The sequence below is a fragment of the Microbispora triticiradicis genome (genome assembly GCF_005864065.1).
GTDB classification, from domain to species: Bacteria; Actinomycetota; Actinomycetes; order Streptosporangiales; family Streptosporangiaceae; genus Microbispora; species Microbispora triticiradicis.
Map to the genome: position 1 here is coordinate 499,566 of NZ_VANP01000005.1, position 18,677 is coordinate 518,242.

Annotated in this window: 19 protein-coding genes; 4 read left to right on the top strand and 15 right to left on the bottom strand. The window is 71.3% G+C overall.

From position 1 onward, the window contains the following. Positions 1-118 precede the first annotated feature (118 nt). The 3 genes from FED44_RS16355 to FED44_RS16365 all read right to left on the bottom strand — a co-directional run bounded on the left by FED44_RS16355 (position 119) and on the right by FED44_RS16365 (position 2,874). A complete protein-coding gene (locus tag FED44_RS16355) occupies positions 119-334 on the bottom strand; it encodes a helix-turn-helix domain-containing protein (protein ID WP_030904785.1) in 216 nt (71 codons plus the stop codon). A gap of 115 nt (positions 335-449) precedes the next feature. Further along, positions 450-2,048 carry an ABC-F family ATP-binding cassette domain-containing protein gene (locus FED44_RS16360; RefSeq protein WP_117410033.1) on the bottom strand — a complete coding sequence of 533 codons (1,599 nt, stop codon included), beginning with the start codon at positions 2,046-2,048 and terminating at the stop codon, positions 450-452. Positions 2,049-2,178: 130 nt separating this feature from the next. Further along, complete coding sequence (locus tag FED44_RS16365; RefSeq protein ID WP_138461185.1) at positions 2,179-2,874, bottom strand: acVLRF1 family peptidyl-tRNA hydrolase; 696 nt, start codon at positions 2,872-2,874, stop codon at positions 2,179-2,181. Between the two features lie 119 nt (positions 2,875-2,993). On the opposite strand from FED44_RS16365, the gene FED44_RS16370 reads away from it, so the two are divergent. Beyond that, positions 2,994-4,334, top strand: coding sequence for an EAL domain-containing protein (locus FED44_RS16370; RefSeq protein WP_244301986.1), 1,341 nt, complete (start codon positions 2,994-2,996; stop codon positions 4,332-4,334). 16 nt (positions 4,335-4,350) lie between these two features. Here FED44_RS16370 and FED44_RS16375 read toward each other — a convergent pair whose 3' ends face one another. From FED44_RS16375 to FED44_RS16405, 7 genes are all read right to left on the bottom strand, one after another. Further along, positions 4,351-4,956, bottom strand: coding sequence for a response regulator transcription factor (locus tag FED44_RS16375; RefSeq protein ID WP_117410035.1), 606 nt, complete (start codon positions 4,954-4,956; stop codon positions 4,351-4,353). Continuing rightward, positions 4,953-6,134, bottom strand: a complete 1,182-nt coding sequence (locus tag FED44_RS16380) for a sensor histidine kinase (protein WP_117410036.1) — start codon at positions 6,132-6,134, stop codon at positions 4,953-4,955. The genes FED44_RS16375 and FED44_RS16380 overlap by 4 nt, the downstream gene beginning before the upstream one ends. A gap of 19 nt (positions 6,135-6,153) precedes the next feature. Continuing rightward, positions 6,154-6,891, bottom strand: coding sequence for an ABC transporter permease (locus FED44_RS16385; RefSeq protein ID WP_117410037.1), 738 nt, complete (start codon positions 6,889-6,891; stop codon positions 6,154-6,156). Between the two features lie 2 nt (positions 6,892-6,893). Further along, on the bottom strand, positions 6,894-7,778 hold the full coding sequence (locus tag FED44_RS16390) for an ABC transporter ATP-binding protein (protein ID WP_117410038.1): 885 nt from the start codon (positions 7,776-7,778) through the stop codon (positions 6,894-6,896). 95 nt (positions 7,779-7,873) lie between these two features. Continuing rightward, a complete protein-coding gene (gene hisG / locus FED44_RS16395) occupies positions 7,874-8,719 on the bottom strand; it encodes an ATP phosphoribosyltransferase (protein ID WP_138461186.1) in 846 nt (281 codons plus the stop codon). A 67-nt stretch (positions 8,720-8,786) separates the two neighbouring features. Next, positions 8,787-9,050: a phosphoribosyl-ATP diphosphatase gene (locus tag FED44_RS16400; protein ID WP_117410040.1), complete on the bottom strand. Its 264-nt coding sequence runs from the start codon at positions 9,048-9,050 to the stop codon at positions 8,787-8,789. A gap of 131 nt (positions 9,051-9,181) precedes the next feature. Further along, complete coding sequence (locus tag FED44_RS16405) at positions 9,182-10,147, bottom strand: acetylxylan esterase (protein ID WP_117410041.1); 966 nt, start codon at positions 10,145-10,147, stop codon at positions 9,182-9,184. A gap of 321 nt (positions 10,148-10,468) precedes the next feature. Between FED44_RS16405 and FED44_RS16410 the strand changes: the two genes are divergently transcribed. From FED44_RS16410 to FED44_RS16420, 3 genes are all read left to right on the top strand, one after another. After that, positions 10,469-11,734, top strand: a complete 1,266-nt coding sequence (locus FED44_RS16410) for an extracellular solute-binding protein (protein ID WP_117410042.1) — start codon at positions 10,469-10,471, stop codon at positions 11,732-11,734. Positions 11,735-11,856: 122 nt separating this feature from the next. Beyond that, positions 11,857-12,771 carry a carbohydrate ABC transporter permease gene (locus FED44_RS16415; protein ID WP_117410043.1) on the top strand — a complete coding sequence of 305 codons (915 nt, stop codon included), beginning with the start codon at positions 11,857-11,859 and terminating at the stop codon, positions 12,769-12,771. After that, entirely contained in the window at positions 12,771-13,646 is an 876-nt protein-coding gene (locus FED44_RS16420; protein ID WP_117410044.1) for a carbohydrate ABC transporter permease, read from the top strand. Before FED44_RS16415 ends, FED44_RS16420 begins: the two co-directional genes overlap by 1 nt. Before the next feature lie 117 nt (positions 13,647-13,763). Here FED44_RS16420 and FED44_RS16425 read toward each other — a convergent pair whose 3' ends face one another. The 5 genes from FED44_RS16425 to sufC form a co-directional block, all read right to left on the bottom strand. Then, positions 13,764-15,350 (bottom strand): DEAD/DEAH box helicase, encoded by a 1,587-nt coding sequence (locus FED44_RS16425; RefSeq protein ID WP_138461237.1) that lies wholly within the window; start codon positions 15,348-15,350, stop codon positions 13,764-13,766. Positions 15,351-15,751: 401 nt separating this feature from the next. After that, on the bottom strand, positions 15,752-16,144 hold the full coding sequence (locus FED44_RS16430) for a metal-sulfur cluster assembly factor (RefSeq protein WP_373868694.1): 393 nt from the start codon (positions 16,142-16,144) through the stop codon (positions 15,752-15,754). 73 nt (positions 16,145-16,217) lie between these two features. Next, positions 16,218-16,655, bottom strand: a complete 438-nt coding sequence (sufU, locus tag FED44_RS16435) for a Fe-S cluster assembly sulfur transfer protein SufU (protein ID WP_117410045.1) — start codon at positions 16,653-16,655, stop codon at positions 16,218-16,220. 2 nt (positions 16,656-16,657) lie between these two features. Next, positions 16,658-17,923: a cysteine desulfurase gene (locus FED44_RS16440; protein WP_138461187.1), complete on the bottom strand. Its 1,266-nt coding sequence runs from the start codon at positions 17,921-17,923 to the stop codon at positions 16,658-16,660. Then, positions 17,923-18,675, bottom strand: a complete 753-nt coding sequence (gene sufC, locus FED44_RS16445; protein WP_117410047.1) for a Fe-S cluster assembly ATPase SufC — start codon at positions 18,673-18,675, stop codon at positions 17,923-17,925. The genes FED44_RS16440 and sufC overlap by 1 nt, the downstream gene beginning before the upstream one ends. Positions 18,676-18,677 lie beyond the last annotated feature (2 nt).

Consider the following 18,677-nt stretch of genomic DNA (forward strand, 5'->3'; position numbering starts at 1 on the left):
GCGCTCCTGTTCGACCCGCGGTCGTGCCCGAGCCTACCGAACGACGTTCTGGTTAGCTGGACCCGACCACTCACTCTCACAGGAACGAGCGGCTGCGGTCGCGCGTCTTGAGGTGGATCTAGCGCTTGGACTTGCCCCGGGTCGCGCCGCCGCGCCCGCGCAGAGTCACTCCGGACTCGCTCAGGATGCGGTGGATGAACCCGTACGACCGGCCAGTGGAAGCGGCCAGAGCGCGGATGCTCTCACCCGCGGAATAGCGCTTCTTGAGATCGCTGGCCAGCTTTTCCCGGTCGGCCCCGGTCACCCGGGTGCCCTTCTTCAGAGTCTCGGCCACGAGTACCTCCTGTAGTGCCAGACTTCCGCAGCGTTACTTCAGCCCATGATCAGTCATTTCGACGGGATCGGCTACCTACTCCGCGGGAAAAGATCCCTACCCGCTCAAATTAAGATCAGGCAAGCGCCACAAGATCGGAAAATTCGTCGCTCCATGCGTCTTCTACTCCGTCTGGCAACAGAATCACCCTATCCGGCTTCAGCGCCTCCACGGCGCCCTCGTCATGGGTGACCAGCACAATCGCGCCCGTGTAGGAGCCGAGGGCGGTGAGCACCTGATCGCGGGAGGCCGGATCGAGGTTGTTGGTGGGCTCGTCCAGCAGCAGCACGTTGGCGCTCGACAGCACCAGCGTGGCGAGCGCCAGACGGGTCTTCTCACCGCCGGACAGGACCCCCGCCGGCTTGTCCACGTCGTCTCCGGTGAACAGGAACGAGCCGAGCACCTTGCGCAGGTCGACGTCGGCGAGGTCGGGGCCCGCGGAGCGCATGTTCTCCAGCACCGTGCGCCCGGCGTCGAGGGTCTCGTGCTCCTGCGCGTAGTAGCCGAGCTTGAGCCCGTGGCCGGGCAGGACCTCGCCGGTGTCGGGCTTCTCGATGCCGCCGAGCAGGCGCAGCAGGGTCGTCTTGCCCGCGCCGTTCAGGCCCAGGATGACGATCCGGGAGCCCCGGTCGACGGCGGCGTCGACGTCGGTGAACACCTCCAGCGAGCCGTACGACTTGGACAGGCCGCGGGCCGTCAGCGGCGTCTTGCCGCAGGGCGCCGGCTGGGGGAAGCGCAGCTTGGCGACGCGGTCCGACCGGCGCTCGCCCTCCACGCCCGAGAGCAGCCGCCGCGCGCGGCGCTCCATGTCCTGGGCCGCCTTGGCCTTGGTGGCCTTCGCCCGCATCCGGTCGGCCTGGGACAGCAGGGCGGACGCCTGCCGCTCGGCGTTGGCGCGCTCCCGCTTGCGCCGCTTCTCGTCGGTCTCCCGCTGGGTCAGGTAGGCCTTCCAGCCGACGTTGTAGGTGTCGATGACGCAGCGGTTCGCGTCCAGGTGGAGCACCCGGTTTACCGTCGCTTCAAGAAGGTTGACGTCGTGGCTGATGATCACCAAGCCGCCCTGGTGGGAACGCAAAAAATCGCGAAGCCAGCCGATCGAGTCCGCGTCGAGGTGGTTTGTGGGCTCGTCGAGCAGGAGAGTCTCCGCTCCGCTGAACAGGATTCGAGCCAGTTCGACCCGCCTGCGCTGCCCTCCGGAGAGGGTCTGCAGCGGCTGGCCGAGAACCCGGTCGGGCAGCCCGAGGCTGGAGGCGATCGACGCGGCCTCCGACTCCGCGGCGTAACCGCCGAGGACGTGCAGGCGGTCCTCCAGCCGGCCGTACGCGCGCACCGCCCGGTCGCGCACGCGCGGGTCGTCGGCGGCCATCCCGGCCTCGGCCTCGCGCAGTTCGCGCAGCACCTCGTCGAGCCCTCGGGCCGACAGGATCCGGTCGCGCGCCAGCACGCTCAGGTCTCCCGTACGGGGGTCCTGCGGCAGGTAGCCGACGCTGCCGGAGATCGTGACCGAGCCCGTGGCGGGCAGGCCCTCGCCCGCGAGGACCTTGGTGAGGGTGGTCTTGCCGGCGCCGTTGCGCCCGACCAGCCCGATCTTGTCGCCCGGGTTCACCCGGAACGAGGCGCCCTCGATGAGCAGGCGGGAACCCGCGCGAAGTTCGACGTCGGTGGCGATGATCATGATGAAGGGGACACTCCCGTGGATGATGCGGACAGGACCGGTGCCGGGAGCGATCAGTCGGGAGCGCTCATGGGCTCAAGTGTAGTGCCGCCGTCACCGCCGCCGGCTGCGGCGAGCGCCCGCCCGCCGGTCAGGGGTCGAGCAGCCGGATCCGTACGGCGCGGAACAGGTCCGGGGCGCCCTCCAGGACCGCCAGCCGGGGATCGGGAACGGTGAGGAACGGCCCGGCCTCCAGGGCGAACAGCGGCGCGAGACGCCGGTCCTCCCGGATCTCGTCGATCGCCCGCCGGTCCCCGCCGAGCACCAGCGCCTCCAGGTCGGCCAGCCGCGGCGTCAGCAGCCGGAAGGCCACGTCGGCGGCGGCCCCCAGCGCCTCGGCCGACTGCTTGTCCCTGCGCCGGGCGAAGCGCTGCTGGGACCATCCCCCCGCCGCGCTGCGCCCGTGGACCTGACGCGACCCGGCCTTGGCGGCGACCAGGCGGGTGCCGGTGAAGACACCGGCGGCGTGCCCGCCGAGGCGGGCCAGCAGCACGCCGACGGTCCGCTCGCGGCAGGCGTGGGCCACCAGTGCCGCCGCCGGGGCCGGTAGTCCGGGAGGCGCCAGGCCCGGCGCGACGGACAGCGTGGCGGACGGCGGGCGCAGCGGCGGGAACGGCACATGGCACTCGGCGACCGCGCCGTCGGCCGCGTCGAGACGCACGACGTCCGGCAGGGTGACCGCCTCGATCGGGCCGTGCCGTACGGCGAAGCGCTCGATCCAGCCCGCGAGCCGCTCGGGGGCCACCGAGACCCATCTGCCGCCTCCGGCGGCGGGCCGTCCCGTCATGGCTGATCAGACTACCGGTGTGGTCGTTTGCCGGATTCCCTCCAACTGATGGGGAAATGTAGGTGAATTTCCCACTGTAAGCGTCAACGGCCCCCGGGAGTCGTCCCACAATTCACCCCGTGACGCTCCCCTCCTCCCCGGCGTCGCCGGTCGCCGCGTCCCTCCCGGGCGCCCCGTCGGCGTACCACCCGGACGACCCGCAGGGACACCACCCGGCGGGCCTCGTGCGGCGGTACACCCCCGCCGCCTCCGCAACCGGGCCCCTGCCCTCGCCCTTCACCCCGGGGACTCCCCACGGAACTCACCACGAAATCCGCCACGGCACTCCGCTCCGCCCGGCCGTCCCGCTGTTCCTGCCGGTGGTCGACCTCGACACCGGTGGCGCGATCGCCGTCCAGGTGGTCCCCGAGGACCCCGGCGGCGTGGGGGGCGTGGCGGACACGGTGAACGGCGTGCTGGCCGCGGCCCGCGAGGAGACCGCGCTGCCGCTGGTGCTGCCGATCTCCGCCACCGTCGTCGCCGCCGGTTCGGCCGGCACGGCGCCGCTGCACGAGGCGCTGCGGATGTGCAACCGCCGTCCGCGCGAGGTCATCCTGATGATCGAGGGCGACCTGGCGGCCGTGGGGCGGACCGCCCTGCTGTCCGGGATCGACGGTCTGCGCGCGGTGGGCTACCTCGTCGCCTTCGGCGAGCTCGGCACGGCCCCGCTGCCGCTCGACCTGCTCGCCGACGCCGCGCCGTACGTGATCGCGCTCTCCGGCGATCTGGTGGCGCGGGGAGCGCGCGACCCCCGGCGCGGCGCGCTCGTGGAGTCGCTCGTCCGCCTGGCCCGCGGCGCCGGGGCGCACGTGCTCGCCCCCGGCGTACGCGAGGAGACGCAGCTCGCGGCGGTGCGCGGCTGGGGCATCAGGCTCGCTCAGGGGCCCCTGCTCGCGCCGCTCGACTGGCGGCCCTCCCACGGCCACAACCGCGTCCACGTGCCGCTGCCGGTGCCGGAGGCCGAGGCCGTCCCGGCCGCGCCGGGCCTCACCGGACCGGGTGCCTACGGATTGGGACCACGCGTGCAGGAGTTCCTGCTCCCGGCGGTGACGCTGCCGGCCGGTTCGACGGCCGAGGAGGTCGTGGGCGTGCTCAGCGCGGAGCCCTCGATCACCAGCGTGGTGCTGGTGGACGAGTACCAGCGCCCGCAGGGCAGCGTCGACCGCAGCCGGTTCCTGCTGTTCATGGCCGGGGCGTACGGCCACGCGCTGCACGCGAAGAAGCCGGCCAGCCGCCTGGCCGACGCCCCGAAGATCGTGGCGAAGACCACCCCGGCGATCGCGGCCATGCAGGTGGCCGGGCGCGACAACACCCGCGCGTACGACGACCTGGTGGTGGTCGACGAGGTGGGCCGGTGCATGGGCGTGGTCCGGATCAGCGACCTGCTGCGCCACGTCGCCGAGATCCAGGCCGCCCGCTGACCCGGCCGGCGGCGGGTCAGAGCCAGCCCTGCGCCTGGGCCTTCTGGACGGCCTCGATGCGGTTGCGCGCCGCGGTCTTCTGGATGGCCGCCGACAGGTAGTTGCGCACCGTGCCCTCCGACAGGTGCAGCCGCAGCGCGATGTCGTTGATGGTCGAGCCGTCCGCGGCGGCCGACAGCACGTCCCGCTCGCGCGGCGACAGGGGGTTCGGCCCGGCGCTGAGCGCCGCGGCGGCCAGCCCGGGGTCGATCACCCGCTCTCCCCGGAGCACCCGCCGGATGGCGGCGGCCAGGTCGCGCGCGGGGCTGTCCTTGACCAGGAACGCCACCGCCCCGGCCTCCATCGCCCGGCGCAGGTAGCCGGGCCTGCCGAAGGTCGTGAGGATCACCACGCGGCACCCGGGGACCCGCCGGCGCAGCTCCTCGGCGGCGGCGATGCCGTCCCTGCCGGGCATCTCGATGTCCAGCAGCGCGATGTCCGGCCGGGTCGCCTCGGCGACCTCGACCGCCTCGTCGCCGTTCGCCGCCTCCCCGACCACCTCGATGTCGGGCTCCAGACCGAGCAGCGAGGCCAGCGCGCCCCTGACCATGCTCTGGTCCTCCGCCAGCACGACCCTGATCATTCGGCCAACCTATCCGCGGCGATCTCCGGAGTGGGAGGGCGGGTGAGGTCCGGGGGCGGCGCGACCCTGATCCGCACCCGGAACCCCCGCCCGCCGCTCTCGACCTCCAGGTCGCCGCCCGCGGCGCGCGCCCGCTCGCCGAGCCCGGTCAGGCCGTTGCCCGGCCGGTACGGCCCGCCGCGGCCGTTGTCGGCGACCTCCAGCACGGCGCCCCGCTCGCCGTACGACACGGTGATCTCGCAGCGGGTGGCCCGGGCGTGCCGTACGACGTTGGTGGTGGCCTCGCGCACGGCCCAGCCGAACAGGCCGTCGAGGTCCTCGGGCAGCGGCGCGCCGGACGTGCGGGCGGTGAGGGCGATCCCGGCGGCGGCCAGCGCGGCGCGGGCGCCGTCGATCTCCTCCGGCAGCGAGCTGCGGCGGTAGCCGGTGACGGCCTCGCGCACCTGGAGCAGCGCCTGCCTCGCCACCGCCTCGATGTCGGCCACCTCCCCGGCCGCCTTCGGCGATCCCTGCTCGGCCAGCCGGCGGGCGAGCTCGCTCTTCAGCACGATCAGCGAGAGGCCGTGTCCCAGCAGGTCGTGCAGGTCGCGGGCGATCCGCAGCCGCTCCTCGGCGGCGGCCAGCCTGGCCACCTCGCTCTGGGCCTCCTTGAGCTTGCCGATGAGGACGCGGGTGTTGCGGACGCTCATGAACAGCACGCCGAGGGTGGCGGTCTGCAGCACGAGCATCCACAGCAGCCCGTCCTCGGCGCCGATCACCAGGCCGTCGGCGATCAGGAGCGCCGCCATGGCGCCGATGCCGAGCACGGCGCGCCGGGGCGGCAGGGCCATCGCGTAGACGACGGCCAGGTAGACCGGCAGGGTCAGCCAGCTCTCGCTGTGGAACACCAGCGGGAAGGCGGCCCCCATCAGGGTCGCGAGAGCGAGCAGGGGGAATATCCACCGGGGACGGTGGCCGAGGCCGCGCGGGCCCAGCACGACCGTCAGGTAGACGCTCACGAAGGCCGCGAGCGCGACCATCCGCCAGACCGCCTGCGCCGTCCCCACCCTGCCGTCGATCACCTCGGCCACCGGGTAGAACAGGTAGATCAGGCCGAGCGACATGCCGATCAGCCGCCGCAGGCGGTACGGGCCGTCGTCCGGTCCGCCGAAGCTGAAGATCCTGGCCAGCCGGCTCATCGCGCCGCCCCTCTCCGGATCAGGCGCGGACCACGGCACGTCGGTAGACGAACACCGCGACGGCTCCCAGCGCGACGGCCCAGGCGACGATGCCCGCCACGTCGGGCCCGTACGGCGCCTGCCCGGCGACGATGCGCCATCCGATGCCCGCGTAGTCGTACGACGGCAGCACCCTGGCGACGTTCCGCATGGCCTCCGGCATGAGCGACGTGGGGAACCACAGGCCGCCCAGCAGGGCCAGGCCGAACATGGAGATCATGGCCACGGGCTGGGCGGTGTCGGGCCGCAGCATCGAGCCGATGGCGAGGCCGAGCGCCACGAAGGGGATGGTCCCGATCCACATGAACGCGAGCAGCCCGGCCCACTGCCCCGCCGGCAGCGACACGTGCTGGGTGAGCACCGCGGCAAGCCCCACCAGCACCAGCGCGGGCAGCACCAGCAGCAGGGACGCGACGAGCTTGGTCGCGAGGATGGCCCAGGCGGGCAGCGGGGTGATCTGGAGCTGCCGCAGCCAGCCGCTGTGCCGTTCCTGCGCCCAGGGCACGGCCGTGGACATCACCGACGAGGCGAGCGCGCCGTACGCCGCCATGTTGACCATCAGCAGCACGCTGCCCTTGATCCCGGTGGTCTCGTCCGTCTGCGCGCCCCACAGGTTCGAGTACAGCAGGTAGAAGCCGAGCGGGAAGGCGACGACGAAGATGACGTACCGCTTGTTGCGCAGCATGCGCAGCACTTCGACCTTCAGGTAGTGCGTCATCGTCACGACTCCTTGGTGAGAGCGAGGAAGGCGTCCTCCAGATCGGCCCCGTGGACCTGGAGATCGCGCACGTCGAGGGTGGTCTTCCGGTACAACGCCTCGACCGTCGAGTCGAGGTCGGTGGTGCGCAGCGTGACACGGCCCGCCTGGAGCTCCACGCCGGTCGTGCCCGGCAGGCTCTCCAGCCCGGCGGCCGGCTGGTCGCCCAGCCGGAAGCTCACCGTCTGCCCGGCCACCCCGGCCTTGATCTCGGCGGCGGTGCCGTCGGCCACGACCCGCCCCCGCGCGATCACGACGACCCGGTCGGAGTTCTCGTCGGCCTCCTCCAGGTAGTGCGTCGCGAACAGGATCGTGCGCCCCTGCGCCGCGTATCGGCGCATGTTCTCCCAGAACGTACGGCGGGACTCGACGTCCATGGCCGCGGTCGGCTCGTCGAGCAGCAGCAGCCTCGGCCCGCCCGCGACCGCCAGGGCGAAGCGGACCCGCTGGGTCTGCCCGCCGGAGAGCCGGTTCGCCCGCCGCCCGGCCAGCTCGGTGAGGTCGGCGAGCCGGAGGATCTCCTCGCGCGGCAGGGGGTTCGGGTAGAGCCGGCGGACGAAGTCCACGGTCTCGGCCACGGTCAGCTCGGGGATCAGCTCGCCCTCCTGGAGCATCGCGCCGATCTCGCCGTGGGCGACGGCGGTCTCCGGCGGCTCGCCGAAGACCCGGATCTCGCCCGCCGAGGGCCTCAGCAGGCCCAGCAGCATGTTGATGGAGGTGGACTTCCCGGCCCCGTTCGGCCCGAGGAGCGCGACCGTGCTGCCGGCCGGGACCTCCAGGTCGAGGCCGTCGACCGCGAGCACGTCGCCGTACCTCTTGGTGACGTCCGTGAAGGAGATGGCGTTCATGACGACAAAACTAGAAGCGGGCCGGGAAACGCGGCAGTGGGATGCCTCCGGCCTCCGCGATGACAAATGTCATCGCGTGCGGCCGGCCCCGCGGGTCACAGGCGGCAGGCGAAGATGGCGGTGACGAGGATCGCCTTGGCGCCGATCTCCCAGAGCTGGTCCATGACCTGCTGGTGGCCCTTGCGCGGGACCATCGCCCGCACCGCCACCCAGCCCTCGCGGTGCAGCGGGGAGACGGTCGGTCCCTCCATGCCCGGGGTGATCGAGATGGCCTCGTCGATGCGCTCGGCCCGGATGTCGTAGTCGATCATGACGAAGTCGCGGGCCACCAGCACGCCCTGCAGGCGGCGGATGAGCTGCTGGAAGCCGTTGGCCTCCGGCGCCCCGGCCCGCTTGATCAGGATGGCCTCGGAGTGCGCGATCGGCTCCCCGAAGACCTCGAGCCCGACGTTGCGCAGCGTCGTGCCGGTCTCCACCACGTCGGCCACCGCGTCGGCGACGCCGAGCCTTATCGCGGTCTCGACCGCGCCGTCGAGCTTGATCACCCGGGCGTCCACGCCCTGGTCGGCGAGGTACTTGCCGAGCAGCCCGGCGTACGAGGTGGCGATGCGCAGGCCGGACAGGCCGGCGACGCCGGAGTGGGCGCCGGCCGGGGCGGCGAAGCGGAACGTGGACCGCCCGAACCCGAGCGGCATGACCTCCTCGGCCGGCGCCCCGGAGTCGAAGAGCATGTCGCGCCCGGTGATGCCGGCGTCCAGGGTGCCCTCGCCGACGTAGACGGCGATGTCGCGGGGGCGCAGGAAGAACAGCTCGCAGGAGTTCTCGGAGTCGACGACCACGAGTTCCTTGCTGTCCCTGCGCTGGCGGTAGCCCGCCTCCTTCAGCATGGTCTGGGCGCCCTCGGAGAGCGCGCCCTTGTTCGGTACGGCGATGCGCAGCATGAGTGAAAGATCCTTCCAGGCAGGACGAGGTCGATGAGATTCAGGACATCCGGGGCCGCCGCGGCGGCTACAGATGCTTGTAGACCTCGTCCAGCCCGATCCCGCGGGCCAGCATGAGCACCTGGACGTGGTAGAGGAGCTGGGAGATCTCCTCCGCCGCCCGCTCCGCCGACTCGTGCTCGGCCGCCATCCAGCTCTCCGCGGCCTCCTCGACGACCTTCTTGCCGATGGCATGGACGCCGGCGTCCAGCGCGGCCACGGTGCCGGACCCCGCGGGCCGGGTCCGGGCCTTGTCTGTCAGCTCGGCGAACAGCTCTTCGAAGGTCTTCATGGTCTCTCTCGGAATCGTGGGCCTGCCCGTTCAGGGTATCGGCCCCAGGGTAGTTGCGGACGCGGGGAGTCCGCGCCCCGCGTCCACCCTGCGAGATCACACGGCGAGATCACGCCCGCGTCCGGCCCGACTCAGCCGAGGATCTTGCGGGCCAGCCGGAGCTGCTCCAGGGCCTGCTGCGACTCGCCGCCCTCGTGGCCGTTGAACGGCCACACGGTGATGTCCTTGGGGCCGGCGTAGTGGTTGTAGGCCCCGAACACGGTGGAGGGCGGGGTGACGCCGTCGCGCAGGGCGACGGAGAACCGGGCGGGCGTGCGGGCCCGCGCCGCGAAGTGCAGCCCGTCGAAGTAGCCGAGCGTGGCGAAGATCTCCTCGACCCGGGTGCGGTGGATGCCGCAGAACCGCCCCAGCTCGCCGTACGGGTCCTCGTCGGTGATCTCCACCGCGTGCCGGATGTCGCACATGAACGGCACGTTGACGAACGCGTACGCGAGGTCCGGCACGAGCGCCGCGGCGGCCAGCGCCATGCCGCCGCCCTGGCTGCCGCCGGTCACGACGACGCGCCCGGCGTCCACGAGGGGATGCGACCTGGCCGCCTCCACCGCCCGCACGACGTCGGTGTAGAGCCGCCGGTAGTAGTAGTCGTGCCGGTCGAACACGCCCTGGGTGAGCTTGCCGGGGATCTGCGCGCCGTTGCCGCCGACCGGGTCGGGCGTGTCGCCCGAGCGCCAGGTGCCGCCCTGTCCGCGGGTGTCCATCACGAAGGTCGCGTACCCGGCGGCGGGCCACAGCAGCCAGTCGTGGGGCCGGCCGCGGCCGCCGCCGTACCCGATGAACTCCATCACACACGGCAGCGGGCCGGACGCGCCCGCCGGCGCGATGAACCACCCCTTGATCGGATGCCCGCCGAACCCGGCGAACGTCACATCGGCCACGTCCACCAGCGCGAGGTCCGCCTCGTACGGCTCGAAGACGGCGTTCAGGTCGTGCTCGCGCGCCTCGGCGAGCGTGCGGTCCCAGAAGTCGTCGAAGTCCGCCGGCTCCCGGCGCTCGGGCAGGTACGCACGCAGGTGGTCGAGGGGCATGTCAACGAACATGGGGGCTCCCGTGGACTGGTGGGGCATACGCCGGTCAAGGCTACACAAGTGCCTCGTTTCAGGGTTCTGACCCGGTTAAGGGTCGCCAACCGGAACGAATCTCCTGATCAGATAAGGCGATCACCTGCGTAATCACGCCTGATGACCTGTAAAGCCCGGATTGACGGGCCGAAAGACCCTCTTGCAACTAATCCGGTTTAGTGCTGGACTCTGCACGAATTCCACGCGTGTGAGGTGCGTCCGCACGGCACGGTGTCGCGGCGGCCGCCTCTCGGGGGCACGACATGTCAATCGATCACCGTCCGTGAGATCGGAGACCCCATGCGACGAACGACAGCGGCCGCCCGCGCCGCCCTCATCACCGGCCTGATCGCCCTCGGCGCGGGCTGCGCGACGAGCGGCACCCCGGAGACCAGGCAGGCCGACGCGAACGCCCCCGCCGCGATCACGTGGTGGTCCACCGGAGGCGACGACGAGAGCGCGGCCTTCCAGAAGGCGGCCGACCTCTACACGAAGTCGCACCCCAATGTGACGATCAAGGTGCAGACGCTGAGCTGGGACGACGCGTACGCCAAGCTGCTCGCCGCCTCCACCAGCCGGAGCGGGCCGGACGTCGTCTCCGGCGGCATGACCTGGACCATCCAGTTCGGCCTGCGCGGCGGGATGGTCGACCTGCGCAAGTACGGCGTCGAGCAGCTCAAGGCGCAGGCGCAGCCCGCCCAGTGGAAGTCGGCCGTCTCCCCCGACGGCACCGTCTACGGCATCCCGCTGGACATGTCCACCGAGGCGCTCTACTACCGGACCGACCTGCTGGAGAAGGCCGGCATCAAGGAGCCGCCCACGTCCTGGGACGAACTGACCGCCGACATCGGGAAGCTCAAGGACGCCGGGGTCAGGACCCCGTTCAGCATCGACTGGGGCAACCTCGACTGGATCGGCTACTTCAACTTCCTCTACCAGGCCGGCGGCAGCTTCTACACGCCGGACTGCAAGCCCTCGCTCGGCACCCCCGAGGCCGAGCGGGCGCTGTCGTTCTGGATCGACCTGCACCGCAAGTACGGCGCGCCCACCGACACGGTGACCACCTCGGACGCGCTGGACGCGGGCACCGCGATGGTCTACGGCGGCAACTGGAACGCGCTCGGCATCGACACCTCCAAGCCCAAGCTGAAGGGCAAGTGGGCGGTGGCCCCGCTGCCCGCCGGTCCGGCGGGCCCGACGACCTTCATCGGCGGCCGGGCGGTCGGGGTGACCTCCTACAGCAAGCACATCCAGCAGGCGGCCGACTTCGTGAAGTACCTCTACACCGACGAGGCGGTCGACGCGGTGAACGCCGAGTCGAAGGCCCGCAACGTCTCCTACCTCCCGCCGCGTCCGGACAAGGTGGCCGACTCGCCGTTCCAGCCGCAGCAGTCCGAGGTGTTCGCGAAGATCATCAGTACCGGCGCCGCGGCCCCCGGATGCCCCGGCTGGGACGAGAGCGCGGGCGACGTGGCCAAACACCTCCAGTCGGCGATCCTCGGCAAGGCCGACATGAAGACGGCCCTGGGCGAGGCCGCCAAGGTCATGGAGCGCAACGCCGGCTGACCGCCCGCCCACGGCCGCGGACCGGCCGGTGACACCTGACCTCTCACCGGCCGCGGCACCCTCCCCGGCCGCCCCGCGTCCGTACGGATCGCGGGGCGGCCCCCTTTCGACTGGAGAGATTCATGACAACCCCTGCCGCCGTCTCCCGGCACCGATGGCGCCGCCACGGCACGTCCTATCTGATGCTGCTGCCGTTCCTCGCCCTGTTCGCCGGCTTCCTGGTCTGGCCGCTGGCCAATTCGCTCTATCTCAGCTTCACGAGGTTCGACGGGGTGACCGCCCCCGAGTTCACCGGGCTGGAGAACTTCCGGCGCCTGCTGTTCGACGACGACCGGTTCCGGCACGCCCTCGGCAACACGTTCCTCTACGTGGTGGCGTCCGTCGGCATCGGCACGCTGCTGTCGCTCGGTCTCGCGCTGGCATTCAGCGGGTCGGGCTGGCCGCACCGCGTCATGCGGACCGTCTTCTTCCTGCCCTCGGTGACCTCGTCCATCGCGCTGATGCTGCTCTGGAAATGGATCTTAAATCCGGGTGACTTCGGCCTGGCCAACACCGTCGCCGGATGGTTCGGCGGCCGGGCCGTCGAGTGGCTGGCCACGCCCGGGCTCACGATCCCGATCCTCGTGCTCATGTCGGTGTGGGGCGGGATGGGCTACGGCATGGTCCTGTACGTCGCCGGGCTCAACACCATCCCCCAGGAGTACTACGAGGCCGCCCGCATCGACGGCGCCACGTCCTGGCAGCAGTTCCGCCGGGTCACGCTGCCGCTGCTGCGCCCGGTCACCACGTACGTGGTCGTGACCGGCCTGATCGGGGCGTTCCAGGTCTTTGAAGCCGTCTACATCGTGTTCCGGGGCACCAACAACATCGGCGGCGTGCTCGACTCGGGCCTGATGATCGTGCCCTACCTCTACGACCAGGGCTTCACGCACTTCAAGCTCGGCTACGCCTCGGCGATCGCGTGGGTGCTCTTCGTGATCATCTTCGCGCTCAGCATGGTCAACCTCCGCATCGGCCGCGCCCTGAAGGAGCTCTGATGACCGCCGCTCCCCTGCTGCGCCTGCCGTTCTACCTGCTGTCGCTCACCATGATCGCGCCGTTCTACTGGATGGTGATCACGGTGTTCAAACCGGTGACGGAGATCGACAGGCAGCCGCCGTCGTTCGTGCCCGAACACCCCACCCTGGACAACTTCTACGACCCCGGCTACTCCCCCACCCAGGTCAACCCCGGCCACCTCCAGGGCATCTTCCAGCGGTTCCAGGTCGACTTCGGCTTCGGCCGGTTCATGTTCAACAGCCTGGTGATCACCGTCGCGATCACGGCCGGCTCGTTGCTGATCGCCTCGCTGGCGGCGTACGTGATCACGAAGCACCGGGTGCCGGGCAGACGGCTGATCTTCCTGATGATCGTCGCCTCGATGATGGTGCCCTGGCAGACCACGCTGGTGCCCAACTACGTCATCATGCGGAACCTGGGCTGGCTGGACACCTACCAGGGCTACATCGTCCCGGCGCTGGCCAAGGCGTTCGTGCTGTTCTTCCTGGTGCAGTTCCTCCACTCGATCCCGGACGAGCTCGTCCAGGCGGCCCGGGTCGACGGGGCCGGGGAGTGGCGCATCTGGTGGCGGATCGTGCTGCCGCTGCTGCGCCCCGCCCTCGCCGCGATGTCGATCTTCATCGTGCTCGCCGAGTGGAACAACTTCCTCTGGCCGCTGATCCTCGTGCAGAGCGACGAGATGGCGAACATCCCGGTCGCGCTCGCGCGCCTCAACTCGTACTTCACGGGGGCGCAGAACCAGGGAGCGATCATGGCGGGCGGCCTGCTCGCCTCTCTGCCGTCGATCGTCTTCTTCCTGGTCTTCCAGCGCTACTTCACCCGGGGGATCGTGCTGAGCGGCCTCAAGGGCTGAGCGACGCCGCCGGGGACGCACCGGGAAAGCACCGAGGGGAGGGATCGCGATCAGCATCCGGATCGCGATCCCTCCCCTCGGGAGAGCCCAGGTCAGAGAACCCAGGTCAGAGGCGCGTCAGCGGCCGGTGTACCGGCGACCGCCGCCGCCGCGCCCGCCACCGCTGTAGCCGCCGCCACCGCCGCCGCTGCCACCGCGGGGACGTCCGCCGCCGCCGTAGGAGCGGTCGCCGCCATGGGGCCGGTCACCACTGTGGGGCCGGTCACCACTGTGGGGCCGGTCAGCACTGTGGGGCCGGTCAGCACTGTGCGGCCGGTCGCCGCCGTAGGAACGCTCGCCGTTGAAGGAACGCTCGCCACCGGCACGCCCGGTGCCACCGCCGCCGCCACCGCCGCGGGAACGGTCGCCGAAGCGCCGGGGGCGGCCGGCCCGGGACTGGTCGTCCGGCCGGGACCGCAGCGGCGTGCGCACCTCCGGTTCCCACACGGGCACCGTGTCGCCGCTCGGCCGCCTGGCCCCGGCGATGTCGGCCAGGATCGGGTCGCCCGGAGCCACCCGGTGCCGGGACGCGACGACCCCCGCCTTGCGGGTCAGCGACTCGGTGGCGCGGCGCTCGCTCGGCAGCACCAGCGTCAGCACCACCCCATGCTCGCCGGCGCGGGCCGTACGGCCGCCGCGGTGCAGGTAGCTCTTGTGGTCGGCCGGCGGGTCCACGTGCAGCACGAGACTCACGTCGTCCACGTGGATGCCGCGGGCCGCGACGTCCGTGCAGACGAGCACGCCGATGTCGCCCCGGCGGAACCCGTCGAGGATGCGGGTGCGCTGGTTCTGCCGCTTGCCGCCGTGCAGGCCGCCGGCTCGGACCCCCGCCCGGGCCAGCTGCTTGACGACCCGGTCCACGCCGTGCTGGGTCCGCACGAACAGGATGGTCCGGCCGTCGCGGTTGGCGATCTCCGCCGTGACGTCCGTCTTCTCCTCCCGGTGCACCTGGAGCAGGTGGTGCTCCATCGTGTCGACGGGGGAGGTGGCCGGGTCCAGCGAATGGACGACCGGGTCCGTCAGGAACCGCTGGACCAGTTTGTCCACGTCGCCGTCGAGCGTCGCGGAGAACAGCAGCCGCTGGCCATCCGCCGGCGTGCGCGCCAGCAGCGCGGTCACCACCGGGAGGAACCCGAGGTCGCACATGTGGTCGGCCTCGTCCAGGACGGTGATCTCGACCTCGCCGAGGTCGCACTCGCCCTGCTCGATCAGGTCGGTGAGGCGGCCGGGCGTGGCGACGACGACGTCGACCCCGCGGCGCAGATCCTCGATCTGACGGCCCATCGGCATGCCGCCGACGACGGTCCTGGTGCGCAGCGACAGCCCTCGGCCGAGCGGCTCGATGGCGTTCGCCACCTGGAGCGCGAGCTCGCGGGTGGGCACGAGGACGAGGGCGCGGGGCCGCCGGGGGCGGGCCCGCTCCCCCGCGATCCTGGCCAGCGTGGGCAGGCCGAACGCGAGGGTCTTGCCGGAACCGGTCCGGCCCCGCCCGAGGACGTCGAGTCCGGCGAGGATGTCGGGAATGGCCGCCTGCTGGATCGGGAACGGCGCGGTGATGCCCTGCCGGGCGAGCCCCGTCACGAGCGGCCTGGGCAGTCCCAGATCCGCGAACTCAACGGGGTTCTCGGTGATACCGGCGGTCGCGCCGTCACCGAGGTCAAGCATGGTCACGTAATCGTGCCTTTCGTAGGAGATCCCGCCACGTGGGCGGGTTGAGAACGTGCCGGAGCACGCGGGGCGTCACTTCTGCGAAAGGACGACCCATGACGTACGGCGAGCCGTACCGATCGGGGCGCGGCACGCCGGTGACTGACCGGCGGCCCTGGGCCCGGAGAACCGTGCGCCCTGAAACCGTGCACCCAGAGAACCACAAGCAGGCGTCCGGTGCGGTGGGCCGCCTGGCGGCGGCCTCCCGCGGACGCTCGACTCGCGTCGCACAAGATGGAGCAAAGAATCACTCTACGGCATTCCCGCGCGGCGCGGGGCGACACAGACCCGCGCGGCGGGATGAGCACCGGCAGGCGGCCTCCCGGCGGAAGGCCGCCATGGACGGGCAGCGGGACGGATCAGACGTTGAAGCCGAGCATCCTGAGCTGGTCGCGGCCCTCGTCAGTGATCTTGTCCGGGCCCCACGGCGGCAGCCAGACCCAGTTGATGACCACGTTGGAGACCAGGTCGGCGAGCGCCGAGTTGGCCTGGTCCTCGATGACGTCGGTGAGGGGGCAGGCGGCGCTGGTGAGCGTCATGTCGATCGTCGCGATCGGCCGCTCGCCCTCGCCGGCCGGGTCGAGGTTGACGCCGTAGACGAGGCCCAGGTCGACCACGTTGATCCCGAGCTCGGGGTCGACGACGTCCTTCAGCGCCTCCATCAGGTCGTCCAGACTGGGAGACCCGTCGAAGGCGCCGGGCTCGGCGGCCTCGGTCACGGTTCCCGTCGGGGTCTCGGTGGGCTTGCTCACGTCGTCTCCTCAGCTCTTCTCCCGGGCCGGTCTGTGCGCCCAGCCAGGGCGTCAACACCGGTGGGGTGTCCGGTCATCCCTGGCTCCGCATCAGCGCGTCCTTGTAGGCCATCCAGGCCAGCAGCGCGCACTTGACCCTGGCCGGGAACTTCGCCACGCCGGCGAACGCGACGGCGTCGCCCAGCACGTCCTCGTCGGGCTCCACCTGGCCCCTGCCCTGCATCAGCCGGGTGAACTCCTCCACCACCGACAGCGACTCGTCCACCGTGGAGCCGGTGGCGAGCTCGTGCAGCACCGAGGCGGCGGCCTGGCTGATCGAGCAGCCCTGGCCGTCGTAGGACACATCGAGCACCTTGCCGCCGTCGGCCACCTTCACCCGCAGCGTCAGCTCGTCGCCGCAGGTGGGGTTGACGTGGTGGACCTCGGCGTCGAAGGGCTCACGCAGGCCGCGCCCCTGGGGATGCTTGTAGTGCTCCAGGATCAGCTCCTGGTACATGGATTCAGCGATCATGTTCAGCCGAACACCTTCTGCACGTGGTGGAGGCCGCGGACCAGTGCGTCGATCTCGGCCGTCGTGTTGTACAGGTAGAAAGACGCCCGTGTGGTGGCCGGGATGCCGAACCTGAGATGCAGCGGCCGGGCGCAGTGATGACCTACCCGGACCGCGATCCCGTACACGTCGTCGAGGATCTGCCCCACGTCGTGGGGGTGGATGCCCTCCAGCGTGAACGAGATCGTGCCGCCGCGGGCGATGGGCGTGCGGGGCCCGATGATCCTGAGCCCGGGGATCTCCGGCAGCGCCTCCAGGGCGTACGCCACCAGTTCCTTCTCGTGCGCCTTGATCTGGTCCATGCCGACGGCGTTCAGGTAGTCGACCGCCGCGCCGAGCCCGATCGCCTCGACGATGGGCGGCGTCCCGGCCTCGAACTTGTGCGGCACCGGCGCGTACGTCGAGTGGTCCATCCAGACCGCCTCGATCATCTCGCCGCCGCCGAGGAACGGCGGCATCGCCTCGAGCAGCTCACGCCGGCCCCACAGCACGCCGATGCCGGAGGGACCCACCATCTTGTGGCCGGTGAACGCGACGAAGTCGACGCCCAGCTCGGCCACGTCCACGGCCTGGTGCGGCACGGACTGCGACGCGTCGAGCATCATCAGCGCGCCGACCTCGCGCGCCCGCGCCAGGATCGGCGAGACCGAGTTGACCGTGCCCAGCACGTTCGACTGGTGCGCGATCGAGACGATCTTGGTCCGCTCGTTGACCAGCTCCTCCAGGCCCTCGACGTCGAGGCGGCCCTCGTCGGTCACCGGGAACCAGCGCAGCGTCGCGCCGGTGCGCTGCGCGAGCAGCTGCCACGGCACGATGTTGGAGTGGTGCTCCATCTCCGAGATGACGATCTCGTCGCCGGGGCCCATCCGGAACCGCTCGTCCTCGCCGACGGGGTTGCCGAAGGCGTACGCCACGAGGTTGAGGGCCTCGGAGGCGTTCTTGGTGAAGACGATCTCGTCCCGCGACGGCGCCCCGACGAACGCGGCGATCTTGTCGCGGGCCTCTTCGTACGCGACCGTCGACTCGCTGCCGAGCACGTGCAGGGCCCGGCCGACGTTGCCGTAGTGCCAGGTCAGGTGGTCGCGCATGGTCTCGACCACCTGGGCCGGCTTCTGGGAGGAGTTGCCGGAGTCGAGGTAGACCAGCGGCCTGCCTCCGGGAAGCTCGCGGGTGAGGACCGGGAAGTCCTTCCTGATCCTCTCCACGTCGAAGCCGGACACCGCACTCATCAGGCGGACGCCGCCTTCGAGGTGTAGGCCTCGTAGCCCTCGGCCTCCAGCTTGTCGGCCAGCTCGGGGCCGCCCTCCTCCACCACGCGCCCGCCGGCGAAGACGTGGACGAAGTCCGGCTTCACGTAGCGCAGGATGCGGGTGTAGTGGGTGATCAGCAGCACGCCGGTGTCGCCGGAGGCGCGGAACCGGTTGACGCCCTCGGAGACCACGCGCAGGGCGTCGACGTCGAGGCCCGAGTCGGTCTCGTCCAGCACCGCGATCTTCGGCTTGAGCAGCTCCAGCTGGAGGATCTCGTGCCGCTTCTTCTCACCGCCGGAGAAGCCCTCGTTGGTGTTGCGCTGGGCGAACGCCGGGTCGATGGACAGCGCGTCCATGCCCGACTTCAGCTCCTTGGCGAACTCGCGCAGCTTCGGCGCCTCGCCGCGGACCGCGGTGATCGCCGAGCGCAGGAAGTTCGACACGCTGACGCCGGGGACCTCGACCGGGTACTGCATGGCCAGGAACAGGCCGGCGCGGGCGCGCTCGTCCACCGCCATGTCCAGCAGGTCCTCGCCGTCGAGCAAGACGGTGCCGGAGGTGACGGTGTACTTGGGGTGCCCCGCGACGGCGTACGCCAGCGTGGACTTGCCCGAGCCGTTCGGGCCCATGATGGCGTGCGTCTCGCCGCTGCGGACCGTCAGGTCGACGCCGCGCAGGATCTCCTTGTCGCCCACGGCGACGTGCAGGTCACGGATCTCAAGGGTGGACACTG